9 protein-coding genes, 1 pseudogene and 1 riboswitch are annotated in these 15,928 nt (G+C 70.7%); of the genes and pseudogenes, 6 read left to right on the top strand and 4 right to left on the bottom strand.

Annotated features, from left to right (window positions below):
* Positions 1-20 precede the first annotated feature (20 nt).
* The 4 genes and pseudogenes from HPY32_RS43935 to HPY32_RS19595 all read left to right on the top strand — a co-directional run bounded on the left by HPY32_RS43935 (position 21) and on the right by HPY32_RS19595 (position 8,741).
* Positions 21-5,393: a type I polyketide synthase gene (locus HPY32_RS43935; RefSeq protein ID WP_216676151.1), complete on the top strand. Its 5,373-nt coding sequence runs from the start codon at positions 21-23 to the stop codon at positions 5,391-5,393.
* On the top strand, positions 5,390-7,063 hold the full coding sequence (locus HPY32_RS19605; protein ID WP_067579192.1) for a fatty acyl-AMP ligase: 1,674 nt from the start codon (positions 5,390-5,392) through the stop codon (positions 7,061-7,063). Before HPY32_RS43935 ends, HPY32_RS19605 begins: the two co-directional genes overlap by 4 nt.
* A 54-nt stretch (positions 7,064-7,117) precedes the next feature.
* A pseudogene (locus HPY32_RS19600) lies at positions 7,118-7,504 on the top strand (hypothetical protein); the annotation flags it as partial.
* Between the two features lie 70 nt (positions 7,505-7,574).
* Positions 7,575-8,741, top strand: coding sequence for a cation:proton antiporter (locus tag HPY32_RS19595; protein WP_067579196.1), 1,167 nt, complete (start codon positions 7,575-7,577; stop codon positions 8,739-8,741).
* On the opposite strand, the gene HPY32_RS19590 is transcribed toward HPY32_RS19595, so the two are convergent.
* The 3 genes from HPY32_RS19590 to HPY32_RS19580 all read right to left on the bottom strand — a co-directional run bounded on the left by HPY32_RS19590 (position 8,718) and on the right by HPY32_RS19580 (position 10,624).
* On the bottom strand, positions 8,718-9,098 hold the full coding sequence (locus HPY32_RS19590) for an RNA-binding S4 domain-containing protein (RefSeq protein ID WP_067579198.1): 381 nt from the start codon (positions 9,096-9,098) through the stop codon (positions 8,718-8,720). The two genes, HPY32_RS19595 and HPY32_RS19590, sit on opposite strands and share 24 nt — an antisense overlap.
* A 166-nt stretch (positions 9,099-9,264) precedes the next feature.
* On the bottom strand, positions 9,265-9,954 hold the full coding sequence (locus tag HPY32_RS19585) for a C40 family peptidase (protein WP_067579200.1): 690 nt from the start codon (positions 9,952-9,954) through the stop codon (positions 9,265-9,267).
* Between the two features lie 18 nt (positions 9,955-9,972).
* Positions 9,973-10,136, bottom strand: a riboswitch (cyclic di-AMP (ydaO/yuaA leader).
* A gap of 224 nt (positions 10,137-10,360) precedes the next feature.
* Entirely contained in the window at positions 10,361-10,624 is a 264-nt protein-coding gene (locus HPY32_RS19580) for a hypothetical protein (protein ID WP_067579202.1), read from the bottom strand.
* A gap of 215 nt (positions 10,625-10,839) precedes the next feature.
* Between HPY32_RS19580 and HPY32_RS19575 the strand changes: the two genes are divergently transcribed.
* Both HPY32_RS19575 and HPY32_RS19570 read left to right on the top strand, forming a co-directional pair.
* Positions 10,840-12,024, top strand: a complete 1,185-nt coding sequence (locus HPY32_RS19575) for an ATP-binding protein (RefSeq protein WP_067579204.1) — start codon at positions 10,840-10,842, stop codon at positions 12,022-12,024.
* A gap of 211 nt (positions 12,025-12,235) precedes the next feature.
* Entirely contained in the window at positions 12,236-14,191 is a 1,956-nt protein-coding gene (locus HPY32_RS19570; protein WP_067584699.1) for an acyl-CoA dehydrogenase family protein, read from the top strand.
* A gap of 41 nt (positions 14,192-14,232) precedes the next feature.
* Here the strand turns inward: HPY32_RS19570 and HPY32_RS19565 are convergent, their stop codons facing one another.
* Positions 14,233-15,363, bottom strand: a complete 1,131-nt coding sequence (locus HPY32_RS19565; RefSeq protein ID WP_067579206.1) for an epoxide hydrolase family protein — start codon at positions 15,361-15,363, stop codon at positions 14,233-14,235.
* Positions 15,364-15,928 lie beyond the last annotated feature (565 nt).

Here is a 15,928-nt window from a genome sequence, read left to right as displayed (position 1 = left end):
CGTCCGCGAACCGGAACGCCATGACCGCGCCCGCGCCGGAACCACCGTCCGTATCGATCATCGGTATCGGATGCCGGGTGCCGGGTGCGGCGGGGGTGGAACAGTTCTGGGACGTATTGCTGGAGGGCCGCGATGCTCGCGCGGCGGTCGCCGACGGTGAGCGGGCGCGGCTGGAGCCGAATGGACTGCACGCGTTCGACAACGGCTTCTTCGGAATCTCCGATCGCGATGCCGCGGCCATGGACCCCCGCGAGCGAGTGTGCCTGGAGGTTGCGGTCGAGGCGCTGGACGATGCGGGGGTGGGCCATCGGGTGCGCGGGTCACGGACGGCGGTGATCGTCGCGGTGGGTGGCGAGCACCGCACCGCGACCGGGCAGGCGGGCGCGCCGGGCGGACTCGCCGAGCGGCTGTCCGCGGCCCTGGACCTGCGTGGTCCGCTGGCGATGCTGGACGGCGGCTGCTCGTCGTCGCTGGCGGCCGTCGCCGCCGCGGTGCGGGCGCTGGCGGCGGACGAGGCCGGGCTGGCGATCGTCGGCGGCGTGAATCTCGCACTGCCACCGCACTTTTCGATAGACGAACCGGCCTTCGATCCGCGTGCGGTCGAGACGGTCAACGCCTGCCATCGCGACGACGGCTGCGCGGTGCTGATCCTGCAGCGCACCGCGGACGCTCGCCACGAAGGCAATCGGATCTATGCCGAGATCGCCGGTGTCGCAGTCGGTTCCGCAGACCGCTCGAGCCTGTTGGCCTCGGACGGACAGCAGGTGGTCCGAACCGCCTGGGCGCGTGCCGGATTCGCGCCACGCGACGCGGGCCTGTTCGAATGTCACGGCAACGGAGCACTGTTCGCCGAACCCTCGATCGACGCGGTGGCCGCCGCGCTGGCGCGGGATCGCGATCCGGCGGACAAGACCTGGATCGGATCGGCGACCTCGGCGGTCGGGCGGCCGGGTGCGGCCGCCGCGATCACCGGAATCGCCAAGGCGGCCCTGTGCATTCGGCACGGAATCATCGCACCCACGGTCGGTTTCCCGGACCGGCGCCCCCGCCTGGGCGAATTCGGCCTGCACGTCCCCACCGAGCCCATCGGCTGGCAAGACGTGCCCCTCCCCGACCGCCGCGCCGGAATCGACTCCTCCGGCTGCGGCGCCGCCGCCCACATAGTGCTGCACGGCCCGACCCGAACCACCCCACCCCGAGCCACCGACCCACCGTTCCTGCTCCCACTCAGCGCCCGCGACGAAACCGAACTGCGCACCCGCGCCGCCCACTGGGCCACCCTCCTGTCCCAATCCCCGGCCACCCTCCGCGAATTCACCACCGCCGCAGCACGATTGCTCCCCCAGGAGGCCCGTTCCACAATCATCGCCCGGAACGTCCCCGACGCCATCACCCACCTCTGCTTTCTGGCCGCACCCCTTTCCCCCTGCACCACAGCCACCCCACCGGCCCCCGCCGCGCCAACCCTCGCCCCAACAAGGCCAAAGGAGTCGGGGGGTGGGGTGCTGTTCTTGTTCTCGGCGGAGGGTGGGGAGTATTCGCGGATGGGGCGGGGGCTGGCGGCGCGGTATCCGGTGTTTGCGCGGGGGGTGGCCGAGGGGGCCGATGCGGTGGTGCGGGCGGGTGGGCCGCGGGTGTGGACGCCGCGGCATGGGTTCGGGCATGGGCTGGACTGTGCCGAGGTGGTGCAGCCTGCATTGTTCGTTTATCAGGTGGCGCTGGCGGAACTGTTGGGGGCGTGGGGGATTCGGCCGGATGCGGTGGCGGGGTATGGGCTCGGTGAGGTTGCGGCGGCGGTGGCGAGCGGGGCGCTGTCGGTGGCGGAGGGAGCGCGGGTGGCGGTGGCGCGCGGTCGGGCGCTCGCGCGGATGGACGGTCCCGTCGCGACGGCCGTGCTGGCGGTGTCGCCGGAGCAGGCGTGGCGGCTGGTGGAGCCGATGCGGGCCGAGGTGAGCATCGCGGCGATCCACGGCGCGGAGTCCGTGGTGGTGGCGGGCGTGCCGAATTATGTGGAGACGGTGCTGAGGCGGGCGGGGCGGCGCGGGATGTCCTGGCATCGGGTGGTCGACGATCCCGCCGCGTACGGCCCCGAAGTTCGCGCGGTGCGAGACGAATTCGTTACGGTGCTAGGCGATCTCGATCCTCGGGCGGCCGAGCGTCGCTTGTATTCGACGACTCTCGGGCGGCCGCTCGATAACCGCGAGCGGGTCGACGCGGATTACTGGGCCGACAACCTCTGCGGCGCAGTCGATGTGGCATCCGCGCTGGATTCGGCTGCGGCGGATGGCATCTCGACGGTGATCGAGGTATCACCGCGGGCAGTGCTCGCCACACTGGTTCGACAGCACTCGTCCTTCCGCGCCTCCGCGCACGCACTGACCGGGGAGAACGAGGCCGTCTCGTTTCTCGATGTGGTGGCGGGACTGTACCTGGAGGGCCGCGCCATCGATTGGGCGGCACAGGGCGAGTTCACCGGCGTATCGGTCGAAAGACTGTGGCGGCGTTCAATTTTCCCGCAGATCGCCCCCGCCGAAGTACGGCGACGCGCGAAGCCGCGGCCGGTCGATATCGCCCTCCCGGACAGGTCGCCGGTACCCACGGCATTCTGGCTGCGGCGGCTCCTCTGGGTCGCGGCCGGGACGCGGCTGACCGACTTCACCGTCCACGGCCGGGTCGATGCCGCCGTGCTGCCCGATGTCGGGTTCCGCGCCGGAAGCCGGGTGCTCGCGGCCTTCGGGCAGGTGCCGCTGGCCTCGGGCCGCATTGCCGCCGCACCCACTCCGGCGGATATCGTCGCCTGGCTGCGCACCGTCGACGCCCACCGGAGCCACCGCGATCCCGAAAACCACAGTGCCATTGGGCTTTTCGGCTATATTCCGCTCGACACTGCAGCCGTCGACGCCTGCCTGCGCCTGATCGCCACCGCGGCCGCCGACCTGCTCCCGCCGGACCGGTGGCCGTTCCCGGTCGGCATCGCCTCCGCCTGGCTCGACGACACCGCCGGGCTCCTGCTCACCGAGGCCCACGCGTTCGTGCGCGCCGCGCACCCCGGCGAGCTGCTCAGCGATGTGATCGCCATCGACCAGCACGGCGCACCGGCCGTCGCCCTGCTCGGCGTGCGCAGCGCGCTGGACACCGCCGATCGGGAGCATGCTTCGCAGTCCGATATCGTCCAGCCGACCGGGATCGTCTACCGAATACGCGAGACGGCAACGGGTTACGCCTGGGACGCCGTCGATGCGCTGCCCGACGATCTGCTGCCGATCGGGGAGACGCCCCGAACGGAGGCGCGCCCACTGCTGCTGGCCGAAACCTGGACTCCGCTGGCGGTGCCCGCGGCCTCGGAGGCGCATTCCGATGCGCGGTTCCAGCGGGCCCTGGTGGTGGGCGCGTCCGAGGCGGCGGCCGCGCTCGGCGCCGAACTCGGCCGCCGATTGCCCACCGAGCGAATCGCGCGCGATCCGGCGGCGGCCGATTCGCTCATCGCATCGCTGCTCGCCGGGCGGCGAGAGCCGACGGCCGTGGTGCTGGTCTGGCCGGACGGGCGACCGGAGGGGCCGATCGTCGAGCAGGCCCGGCGCGCTCTCGCTGTGCTGCAACGCATTCGGGGCAGCGCGGCGACGGCGCTGACCGTGGTCCTGCCCGACCGCGACGCCATCGCCCAGCACGCCGTTGCCGGGCTGGTGCGCTCGCTGCGACGGGAGTCGCCGCACCCGACCCGGCTGATCTGGCTGACGGGGCACGATCCCGGACCGGCGCTCGATCTGGTCATGAATCCGGCCGGGCCGCAGGAGGTTCGGATCGCCGACGGCAGGGTGTCGGCGCGCCGGTTCGAACCGGTGGCGCCCGCCGAGAGCGCGATCGGCCTCAGCGCCAACGGGACCTACGTGGTGACCGGCGGTCTCGGCAGGCTCGGCGCGATCGCGGTGCGCTGGCTGCTCGACGCGGGCGCGCACGATGTGGTGGTGCTGACCCGCACGCCCCGCCCGCTGCCCGCGCTGCTGGCCGGTCTCGAGGACCGGATCGTGGTGGTGCGCTGCGATGTGACCGACCGGGCCGACCTGGCCAATGCGCTCGACGACGTGCGCGAATGCGGTTCCGTCATCCGCGGATTCGTGCACGCCGCCGGTATCCGGCGCGACGCCGACTTCGCCGCCACCACCCCGGACCTGCTCACCGCCCTCTTCCGGCCCACCCTCGTGGCCGCCGCCGCGCTGCTCGACCTCACCGCGACCGATCCGATCGATGTCGGCCTGCTGTTCTCCTCCACCCTCGGCGCCCTCGGCGGCCCCGGCCAGGCCGCCTACGCCGCCGCCCACGCGGCCCTCCAGGCCCTGGCCCGCACCCGAGGCCGCGGGACCATCTGCATCGGCTGGGGCAGAACCGAATCCACCCCGCCGGAAGCGGAACCCGGGTCATCGCTCGCCGCAGGCACGGTCGACCCCGCCCACGGCCGAGCGGTCCTGACCGAGATCCTCCGACACCGCGACCCACTCCTCCTCGCCCCCGATGACGACCCCACCCCCGCCCTCGACCCGCCCTGCCGCCCGTTCGGGTGCGACGGGTCGGCAGGATCCCGGCCGAAAGCATGCCGGGATCAAGGGGAACCACCCAGGCACGTGGGCAATGGAGAGCTGCACGCGGCCCAAGGAAAGCCGCACGTGCGCCTGGACCGAGGCGAGGCACACACGCACCCGGGTCAGGGGGAGCCGCACATGCACCTGGATCAAGGGGAAGCACACACGCATCCGGATCAAGGGGAGCCACGCACACATCGGAAGCAAGGGGAGCCGCACATGGACCCGAGTCAAGGGAGATCACAGACCCGCCTGGATCAGGCCGACTCTGGCCGCGGCGGTGCGGCACACGACTCGCTCCACAGCGGGCCAAGACACAACTCATTCCAAGGCGGCGCAACGCACAACTCACCCCACAGCGGCACAACACACAACCCACTCCACGGCGGCGCAACACACAACGCACCCCACGGCGGCGCAACACACAACGCACCCCACAGCGGCACAACACACAACGCACCCCACAGCGGCACAACACACAACTCGCTCCAGGGTGGAGGAGTGCATGGGTCAGGGCGGAGTGAGGCGGGTGGGGTTCGGGAGGGGGAGGTTGTGGTGGGGGCGGTGGGGCGGATTATTCGGGCGGCGTTGGCTGTGATGTTGGAGCGGCGGGTTGAATTGTTGGATCCGAGGGCCGATTTCGGGGCGCTGGGGGTGTCGCGGGCGCAGATGGGGGAGTTGCGGCGGACGCTCGAGGCGCGGTTGGGGCTGGTGCTGGGGGATTCCGATATTGGCGATCATTCGACCGTCGCGGCGCTCGGCGCCGAACTCAGCGCCCGGATGCGGGCCGCTCATCCGCTCGAGGAGTCGCCATGAACACCGTCGATATGCTGGCCGCAGCCGTCGCCCGCCGGGCACAGGACCGGCCCGACGATCCCGCCTTCACCGCGCTGTCGTACCCGGACGGCGACCCGGTGCCGAACACGCTGTCCTGCGGTCGATTACACACCGCCGCGGGTGCGCTGGCCGAGCGCATCCGCGGCGTCACCGTCCCCGGCGATCGCGTCGCGATCCTCTGCGAGCACGGCCTGGACTACGTGGTGGCCTTTCTGGCCTGCCTCTACAGCGCCCGGGTGGCGGTGCCGCTGTTCCCGGTCTCCGCGCGCCGCGGCCTCGGGCGGCTCGCGGCCGTGCTCGCCGATGCCGCGCCCGCACTCAGCCTGGTCAGCCCCGGCGCGGAAACCGTCACGGCGAGAGCCGGTCTCGCGGTCGGGCGGGTGCTGGCGACAGCGACGGAGCCGACCGCGCCCCCGGTGCTCGACCCGATTGGCGACGATCCGGCCTACCTGCTCTACACCGCCGATTCCGCGCTGCCCGAATCCGGTATCGCGGTCACCCACGCGAATCTGGCCGCCGCCCTGGAACAGCTGCGCACCGGCCTGCCCGCGACGGCCGCGAAGCCGATCGTGACCTGGCTGCCGTTCCACCACGATATGGGCCTGATACTGGCGCTGGCCCTGCCGCTGTACACCGGGGTCCCGGCGGTCACGCTCGCGCCCGCCGCCTTCGCCGTGCGCCCCGCCCGCTGGCTGCGCGCCTGCTCCGACTATCGCGCGGGCACCACCGTCAGCCCGAATTTCGGTCTCACCCTGGCGATCTCGGGCAGCACTGCGGCCGAGCGCGCCGGTCTCGACCTGTCCGCGCTGGACCTGCTGATCAACGGCGCCGAACCGATTCGCGCCGAGGCCCTGGCCGCCTTCACGAAGACGTTCTCGCCCTACGGCTTCCGCCACCGCGCCCACACCCCGGGCTACGGTTTCGCGGGCGCGACCCTGCCGGTCGCCTATCTCGCCCAGGACGAGGAGCCGACCGCCGTCGAATTCGACCGGGCCGCACTGGCCGCGGGCCGCGCGGTGGTCGCCGGGCACCCGCCGCAGGGCCTGGCGCTGGTCGGCTGCGGTGTGCCCGCCGGGCCCTCGGTGCGGGTGGTCGATCCGATCCATCGGGTGGAACTGGCTCCCGGCGAGATCGGCGAGATCTGGGTGGCGGGCCCGAATGTGTGCCCCGGATACTTCCGCCGCCCGCGCGCCACCGCCGCGTTCTTCGGCGCCGAATTGCCCGACAGCCCCGAGAAGTGGCTCCGCACCGGCGATCTCGGCTTCTTCCACGACGGCCAGCTCTACCTGTCGGGCAGGCTCGCGGACATGCTCGTGCTGGGCGGGCGGCGCCACTATCCCGCCGATGTCGAGGCGACGGCGGTCCAGGCCGTGCCCGAGCTGCGGCCCGACCGGATCGCCGCCTTCGTCGTGGAGTGCGACGAGCGCGAGACCCTGGTGCTGCTGGCCGAACTCGCCGACCGGTTCGCCGATCCGGGCGAGGTGGTCCGGCAGATTCGCACCGCCGTCACCACCACCCACGACATCGCAGCGGTCGAGGTCGTGCTGGTCGCCCCGGGCGCGATCCCGACCGACACCGCCGGGCGACCGGCCCGCGGCCGATGCCGGACCCGCTATCTCGCGGGCCTGGTCGCACCCGGCACGCGCTGAACCGATTTGGCGTGTCCGGCAGTGCGCGCGCCGCATCTGCCGCATCATGTCACGATGGCAAGCGCTCCCTATTCCGTGCAATGGCTCGACGAGCCGGAGGATCACGACTATCCGGCCGCGGGCGACTATCTGGCGCTGATCGCCGACGGGTCCACCGTCGACGCGATCGTCTCGCTCCTGCGCACCGCCCCCGTGGTGCACAAGAAGGCGAAGGACATTCTGCGGGCGGCCGCCCTGCCGCTGCTGCCGCCGGACAATCCGCACGTGCGCACCGATCTGGCGAAAATCCTGACGGGTAAATCGCTCTCGCCGATCCTGCTGGTGCAGGGCGATCTCGCCACCGGCTCGCCGCTGCAGATCGCCGACGGCTACCACCGCGTGTGCGCCTGCTACCACACCGACGAGAACATTCCGATCCCGACCAAGCTCGCGCCGATGCGGGACGGCAGGCCGCTGGTGCCCGCGAAGGCGAAGAAGGCGGCCGGTAGAGCGAAGCCGAAGAAGTAGGCCCGTGACGTTCTCGACTCTGGCCCTGGTGCTGATCCTCGGCCTGGTCGGACCACTGCTGTCGTGGCGGGCCGCCTGGCACGTGCCGGTGATCCTGGGCGAGCTGGTGGCCGGAATCCTGTTCGGCGCCACCGGCTTCGGGGTATTGCACGCGGGCGATCCGCTGTTCTCGTTCCTGGCCGACATGGGTTTCGCGCTGGTCATGTTCGTCGCGGGAACGCATGTGCCGGTGCGTGATCCGTCGGTGCACGCGGCGCTGGGCGTGGGTGCGGTGCGGGCGGTGCTGGTCGGGGTGTTCGCCGCCGCGGCCGGTTTCTTTCTCGCCGACTGGTTCGGCACCGGGCACGGCGCGATATATGCCGTGCTCATCGCGTCGTCGTCGGCGGCGCTGGTGCTGCCGATCATCGATTCCCAAGGGCTGCGGGGACGTTCGGTGCTGGAGCTGACCGCGCAGGTCGCGGTCGCCGATACCGCCTGCATCGTGGCGCTGCCGCTGGTGATCGATGTCGGCAATGCGGGGCGGGCGACCCTGGGCGCGCTCGCGGTCGCCGCGGCCGCGGCGGTGCTGTTCGTGCTGCTGCGCTATCTGGAGCGGTCCGGGCTGCGCAAGCGCGCGCACGAGGTGTCGGAGGACCGGAAGTTCGCGCTGGAGCTGCGGGTCAGCCTGGCGCTGCTGTTCGCGATGGCCGCCCTCGCCACCCGCACCCACGTGTCGATCATGTTGGCGGGCTTCGCGGCCGGGCTGGCCGTGGCCGGGGTGGGTGAGCCGCGGCGGGTGGCGCGGCAGCTGTTCGCGGTGACCGAGGGCTTTCTCGGTCCGCTGTTCTTCGTCTGGCTGGGCGCCCGGCTGAATCTGCGCGAATTCGGGGAGCAGCCGCGGCTGATCGCGCTCGGCCTGGCGCTGGGCGTGGCGGCGGTGCTGGCGCACGGGCTGATGCGACTGCTGGGTCAGCCGATCACCTTCGCGACCCTGGCGGCGGCACAGATCGGGGTGCCGGTGGCGGCGGTGACGGTGGGCACCCAGCTGCATGTGCTGGTGCGCGGCGAGGCGTCGGCGATGATGCTGGGCGCGCTGGTGACGATCGCCGCGGCGGCGGTCGGGTCGGCGCTGGCCGCCCGCCGGGGCTCGGCGGCGGACGGCGACGGCTCAGGAGGAGGGTCGGCCGAGTAGCCGATCCGTTTCGCGCCGTTCGCGTTTGGTGGGCCGACCGGAGCCGCGATCGCGCCGGGGCAGGGACGCGAGGATCTCCGGGGCGGGTGGCGGCGGACTCTTGTCGATCAGGCACTGGGCGGCGATCGCCGCACCCACGCGCTTGGCGATGACCCGCTCCACGACGACGATGCGCTCCAGGCCGTTGACCCGCACCCGCACCTCGTCGCCGGGCTTGATCTGGTGGGCAGGTTTGACCGCCACCCCATTGACACGCACGTGCCCGCCGCGACACGCGGTCGCGGCGGCAGACCGTGTCTTCATCAAACGCACAGCCCAAATCCAGGAGTCGACCCTGCTCACCCGCCTCTCCGCGATTCTTGGCCATACAGGTAAGAGCCGCGAGACTTGGTCACAGGTCCTGCGTCGACTGCCCCGTGAGCTTTGGGCGTACCCGACGAGTTACCCATGTGCTCACGAGACCAGTCGTCACGTGGGCCGAAATCCTTCACGTGTACCAGGTTACGGGCTCGCGAAGCAGGGCTCAGGCGGCGACGCGGCGCGCGGTGACGATGGAGTCCGGGTTCAGCGAGGCGTAGCTGACGGTCTCGCCCGACTGCGGGGCCTGCAGGATCTTGCCGTCGCCGGCGTACATGGCCACGTGGCCGCCGCCGTTCTGGATGACCAGGTCGCCCGGCCGCAGCGACTCGAAGGCGACCGGCTTGCCGACGTGCGACATCTCGAAGCTGGTGCGCGGCAGCTGGATTCCGGCCTGCTTGTAGGCCCACTGCACGAGGCCGGAGCAGTCGAAGGACGACGGGCCGGACGCGCCCCACACGTAATCGGAGCCGATCTTCGTGCGGGCGGCGTCGAGCGCGACATCGCCGGCGGTGTTGTGCTGCTGCTGGAACATGCCCGGCATCGGCGGCGCGAAGTTGGGCAGCCCCGGGGCGGCCTGACCCGGCCCGGCCATGGACTGCGGCGCCAGCACGTGCTGGGCTTCCTTGATCTGGTCGGCGTGGTCGGCGAGCGCCTGGTTGACCTGGCCGACCTGCTGGTCGAACTGCGGGCCGACCGGCACGTCGAAGTTACCGACGCCGGGGATGTTGATGGTCGCGGCCATGGCCGGAATCGCGGGCATGGCACCGGTTGTGGCGGCGACGGCGCCGAAAACTAGGGCGCCCTTCACGGAATTCGGGAGTCGCGACTCCCGTTGCAGACTGTGTTTACCCACCGAGCTGAGTCTCCTGTTTCTTCCTGCCCACTCCGCCGACCGGGTTAGCTGTCGGGTTCGGGTCGGGAAGATCGGCCCTACCCCGACGGCCTTGCGGCCGAAGGGGATTCACCCCGTGTAACTGGTTCCCCGGCTCGGTGATCGGGCTGCCCACCCGACCCTCGATTAGGCGGCTGCCTAGCGGGCCGCCCCTGGGGTGAGCGACATACTCCGCTAAGTCACGAAGAGATTACGGCTACGCGCGGGTGTTGTCCACCCCACAGCGCGCGTGTCGATACGACACCGACGAAGTCCCAGGACAGACCCCAGTTCTGCGGTCCCGGGCAGTAGGTCACGGCGCGATATCGATTCGGGCACAGGCGTTATCGAACCGAGAATCGCGCGCGTTACAAATTCGGACACCCGCTCAGTGCGCGCCGCCGTTACCTGGGGAGACGGTCCGTTCGAGGTCCTCGATGCGGCGGCGGGCGTCGGCGAGCTCGACCTCCAACTGCCCGAGCGCCATCACCAGCGGGCCCACCGCGAGGTCGGCGACCAACTGCGGATCGTCGTAGCCGCGCTCGATGGCCACCAGTATGTTGCTGCGGATGCGCGCGGCGACCGGTGCGTCGGCCGGTACGTTCCACGACTCGACCACCTCCGCGACGGTGGGAACGGACTCCTCGGACATGGCCCCTCCCTGCAACTGGGGATCAGGTTCGCGAACAGACACCAGCGTAGAAGGGCCCGGGGCCGCGGGGGACCACCTCCGCGCAATAGGGCGAGCGCAATCCGCACCTTCCGACCATTCGGATTCCTACGGCGCCACGACCCTTCGATATCCGTCTCTACGGCATTCGATAGATACGGCGAGAAAGCGGAAGGCACGCGCTACGGTGTACGGGCATGGACCCCGTGCGGAATCCGTATGCCCCCGGCGCCGGCCAGCGGCCGCCCGAACTCGCGGGCCGGGACAAGCAGCTCGACGCCTTCGACATCGTGCTGGAGCGCGTCTCGCGCGGGCGGCCCGAGCGCAGCGTGATGCTCACCGGACTGCGCGGGGTCGGAAAGACCGTGCTGCTCAACCAGCTTCGCTCGGCCGCGCGCACGCGCGGCTGGGGCACGGGCAAATTGGAGGCGCGACCCGATCAGGAGCTGCGCCGGCCGCTGGCCTCGGCGCTGCACATGGCGGTGCGGCAGATCGCGGTGGCGCACCGCAATCCGGAGCTGGTCGACGACTTCCTCGGCATCCTCAAGGCTTTCGCGCTGCGCGCCACCGCGGACAAGGGCATGCGCGAGCGCTGGCAGCCCGGCATCGACGTGCCCGCGGTGACCGGCCGGGCCGATTCCGGCGATATCGAGATCGACCTGGTGGAACTGCTGATGGAGGCCGCGCAGGTGGCCCGCGACGGCGGCGTGGGCATCGCGGTGTTCATCGACGAGATGCAGGATCTGGGACCGGCCGACGTCTCCGCCGTCTGCGGCGCGTGCCACGAATTGAGCCAGGAGGCAGCGCCGTTGATCGTGGTGGGCGCGGGCTTGCCGCACCTGCCCGCGGTGCTGTCGGCGTCCAAGAGCTACTCCGAGCGACTGTTCGGCTACCACCGCATCGACCGGCTCGACCGCGAATCGGCGGACCTGGCGCTCATCGCGCCCGCCGAGCGCGAGCAGGTGAAGTTCACCGAGGGCGCGCTGGATGCGCTGTACCGCAAGGCCGACGGCTATCCGTACTTCGTGCAGGCGTACGGCAAGGCCACCTGGGACGTGGCCACGCAGAGCCCGATCGGCGCGGAGGACGTGGAGCTGGCCGCACCCACGGCCGAGGAGGAGCTGGCGGTCGGCTTCTTCGGCTCCCGCTACGAGCGGGCGACCCCGGCGGAGCGAGAGTACATGCGCGCCATGGCCGATCTGTCCGGCGACGACGGTCCGGTGGCGACCGCGGCGGTGGCGGCCGAGCTCGGGCGCAAGCCCGCGTCGCTGTCTCCGGCGCGGGATGGGTTGATCAAGAAGGGGCTCATTTATTCGGCGGAGCGGGGGACTATTGGGTTTACTGTGCCGCATTTCGGGCGGTATCTGCGGAGTGTGAGCTGAGTTCCCGGCCAAAAGCATGCCGGGAACAACGTGGGGGGCGGGCCGGGAACAACGTGGGCGCGGGCCGGGAACGCGTGGGTGGTAGCCGCGTATTCGCTTGTATTCCAAGATCATTAGAGACGGTTAGATTTCACAGAAGCCAACCCCTACCGGTGAGTAACAAACGCTCCTACACTCGAATGTGATTCTGATCACGTCCGAGGAGGACAGCATGGCGACCACCGCGAAAGTCGACGCCACCGAGGAACAGGCCCGGGCGCTCGTCGAGGAATCCCGCGAAACGACCTGGGCCAAGCCGTCGTTCGCGAAGGAGATGTTTCTCGGTCGCTTCCGGCTCGACCTGATCCACCCGTACCCGCGGCCCTCGGCGGAGGACTCCGCCAAGACCGAGGCGTACCTGACCCGACTGCGCGCCTTCTGCGAGATCATCGACGGCGAGGCGATCGAGGCGGAGTCGAAGATTCCCGCCGAGTACGTCCAGGGGCTGGCCGAGCACGGCTGCTTCGGCCTGAAGATCCCGGAAGAGTACGGCGGACAGGGACTTTCGCAGGTCGGCTACAACCGGGCGCTGATGCTCGTCGGCTCGGCGCATCCCAGCCTCGGCGTGCTGCTGTCGGCGCACCAGTCCATCGGCGTGCCGGAACCGCTGAAGCTGGCCGGGACACCCGAGCAGAAGCGAGAGTTCCTGCCGCGCTGCGCGAAAGGAGCGGTCAGCGCCTTTCTGCTCACCGAGCCCGACGTCGGCTCCGACCCGGCGCGGATGGCCTCCACCGCCACGCCGACCGCGGATGGCGAGGCGTACGAGCTCAGCGGCGTGAAGCTGTGGACCACCAACGGCGTGGTCGCCGAGTTGCTGGTGGTGATGGCACGGGTGCCCCGCAGCGAGGGCCATCGCGGCGGCATCTCCGCGTTCGTGGTGGAGGCCGACTCGCCGGGCATCACCGTGGAGCGCCGCAATGCCTTCATGGGCCTGCGCGGCATCGAGAACGGCGTCACCCGCATGGACAAGGTGCGGGTGCCCGCGCGCAATCTCATCGGCCGCGAGGGCGACGGCCTGAAGATCGCGTTGACGACCCTCAACGCCGGGCGGCTCGCCATTCCGGCGCTGTGCACGGCGGCGGCCAAGTGGTCGCTCAAGATCGGCCGGGAATGGTCGGCCGCGCGGGTGCAGTGGGGGCGGCCGGTCGGCGAGCATGCCGCGGTGGGCGCGAAGCTGTCCTTCATCGCCGCAACGACTTTCGCGCTGGAGGCCGCGCTGGACCTGTCCGGCGCCATGTGCGACGAGGACCGCAACGACATTCGCATCGAGGCGGCGCTGGCCAAGCTGTGGGCCTCGGAGATGAGCTGCCGCATCGCCGACGAGCTGGTCCAGATCCGCGGCGGCCGCGGCTACGAGACGGCCGCCTCGCTGCGGGCGCGCGGCGAACGCGCGGTCGCCGCCGAGCAGTTGGTCCGCGATCTGCGCATCAACCGGATCTTCGAGGGCTCCAGCGAGATCATGCGGCTGCTGATCGCCCGCGAGATGGCCGACGCGCACATGGCCGCCGCCGGGGCACTGGTCGACCGCAATGCCGAGTTCAAGGACAAGGCCAAGGCGGCGGTGGGCGCGAGCGGTTTCTACGCCAGGTGGTTCCCGCAGTTGGCCGTCGGCGCGGGCACCGTGCCCGCCACCTACGCCGAATTCGGGCCGCTGGCACGGCATCTGCGCTTCGTCGAGCGCTCCGCGCGCAAGCAGGCGCGCTCGCTGATGTACGCGATGGCGCGCTGGCAGGCGAAACTCGAGTACCGCCAGGGCTTCCTGGGCCGCATCGTCGACATCGGCGCGGAGCTGTTCGCGATGTCGGCGGCCTGCGTGCGGGCCCAGGCGCTGCGGGCCGAGGACAGCCCCGAGGCCCCGGCCGCCGAACAGCTGGCCGACGCTTTCTGCAAGCAGGCCCGAATCCGCGTGCACCAGCTGTTCGCCGCCCTGTGGGACAACACCGACGACACCGACACCACCGTGACCCGCGCCCTCCTGGACGGCCGCTTCCGCTGGCTCGAGGGCGGCGTGCTCGACCCCAGCGAGGGAACGGGGCCGTGGATCGCCGAATGGCAGTTCGGCCCATCCACGGAACAGAACCTGCTCTCGCCATTCCTCCCCTCGACCCGCACCGGCGCGACGACATAGGCCGGAGCCCAAGAAGCACAACGTGACTCCGGCGGACCGAACTAGCCGAGCGTGGCGAAGAATTCGCGGAGGTCGGCGGCGTAGGCGGTGGACTGGTCCATGGCGATGAAGTGATGCCCGGACGGGTTGTGCTCGGGCCAGTGCACGATCTTCGCCGTGCGTTCGGCGAGGCGGCGGATGCCCGGTGTGCTGCTGTAAACGCCGGTCGGGACCTGGGCCGAGCCGGTGGGCCAGGCGAATCCGGTGCTGTCGTAGTAGGGCCAGGCCGAGGTCGCGAAGGTGGCGGTGAACCAGTAGAGGGCGACGGTGGTGAGGACCTCGTCGCGGGCTATCGCGTCGTCGAGTGCCGCGGCGCTGGAGAATTCCTGGAACTTCTGCAGCATCCAGGCCAGCGCCGCTGCCGGGGAGTCGGTCCAGCCGAGCGCGAACGTCTGTGGGGCCGAACGCAACAGCGCGTGATGGTCGACGCCGGTCGTCCAGTCCGCCGACATCATCGCCTCGTACCCGGCGCGCTCGGCGTCGGTCAGATCGGGCACGTCGGCGGGCGTCGGGATGCCCAGCCCGGCGGTGATGTACAGGCCCAGTACCCGATCCGGCGCCGCCTCGGCCATGGCGGTGGCGACGTAGGACCCGAAATCGCCGCCCTGCACGCCGAAGCGGCGGTAGCCGAGCCGGTCCATCAGCACCAGCCACATCCGCGCGACCCGCTCGGCGGTCCAGCCGGTATCGCCCGGCGCGGCGGAGAACGCGAAGCCGGGCACCGACGGCACCACCACGTGGAAGGCCCGCGCCGGATCGCCGCCGTGCGCGCGGGGATCGGTCAGCGGGCCGATCAGCTCCGCGAATTCGGCGAAGGTATTGGGCCAGCCGTGGTTGAGCACCAGCGGCACGGCATCCGGCTCGGGCGAGCGCACGTGCACGAAATGCACGTCCAGGCCGTCGATCTCGGTCAGATACTGCGGAAACTCGTTGAGCCGCCGCTCCTGTGCCCGCCAGTCGTATTCGGTGCGCCAGTACCGGGCCCACTCCCGCACCTCCGCCACCGGCACGCCGCGCTCGCGGCCGGTACCGGGCAGCTGTCCGGCCCACCGGGTGTCGGCGAGGCGGCGATGCAGGTCGTCGAGGTCGGACTGGGGGATGTCGATGCGGAAGGGGCGGATCTCTGTGCTCATGGGAAGAACGGTAGAGGGGATGTAGGACAGCTCTGGTCCTAGATCTGACTGGAGATTATCGGCCTATCTAGTGGTTGCCCTAGATATGGCTAGATAGAGCTATCGCGCCTCGACCTTGTGATTCCGGCACGCTTTTGGCCGGAATCTACCGACAGCCGTCGGGCCCTGTGGGTCCCGGCCAAAAGCATGCCGGGACCTTGCGAGAACGTGCCGGGACCTTGCGAGAACGTGCCGGGACCTCGCGAGAACGTGCCGGGGCCTCGCGAGAACGTGCCGGGGCCTCGCGAGAACGTGCCGGGGCCTCGCGAGAACGTGCCGGGGCCTCGCGAGAACGTGCCGGGGCCTCGCGAGAACGTGCCGGGGCCTCGCGAGAACGTGCCGGGGCCTCGCGAGAACGTGCCGGGGCCTCGCGAGAACGTGCCGGGGCCTCGCGAGAACGTGCCGGGGCCTCGCGAGGACCTACGCATGGGAGGACAGGAAGATCTAGCGATCTCTAGTCGACTCGATAGATAGGCATATCGACTATGAGACAACGAGTTTCAGCCGATCCGTCGTCTACCGACAG

The organism is Nocardia terpenica, assembly GCF_013186535.1.
Taxonomy (GTDB): domain Bacteria; phylum Actinomycetota; class Actinomycetes; order Mycobacteriales; family Mycobacteriaceae; genus Nocardia; species Nocardia terpenica.
The sequence above is the reverse complement of the archived record's forward strand: the minus strand, read 5'-3'. Positions and strand labels throughout refer to the sequence as shown.

Coding starts and splice junctions, on each gene's coding strand:
- HPY32_RS43935 (WP_216676151.1), top strand. CDS start 21: ATGACCGCGCCCGCGCCGGAACCACCGTCCGTATCGATCATCGGTATC.
- HPY32_RS19605 (WP_067579192.1), top strand. CDS start 5,390: ATGAACACCGTCGATATGCTGGCCGCAGCCGTCGCCCGCCGGGCACAG.
- HPY32_RS19580 (WP_067579202.1), bottom strand. CDS start 10,624: ATGTCCGAGGAGTCCGTTCCCACCGTCGCGGAGGTGGTCGAGTCGTGG.
- HPY32_RS19575 (WP_067579204.1), top strand. CDS start 10,840: ATGGACCCCGTGCGGAATCCGTATGCCCCCGGCGCCGGCCAGCGGCCG.
- HPY32_RS19570 (WP_067584699.1), top strand. CDS start 12,236: ATGGCGACCACCGCGAAAGTCGACGCCACCGAGGAACAGGCCCGGGCG.
- HPY32_RS19565 (WP_067579206.1), bottom strand. CDS start 15,363: ATGAGCACAGAGATCCGCCCCTTCCGCATCGACATCCCCCAGTCCGAC.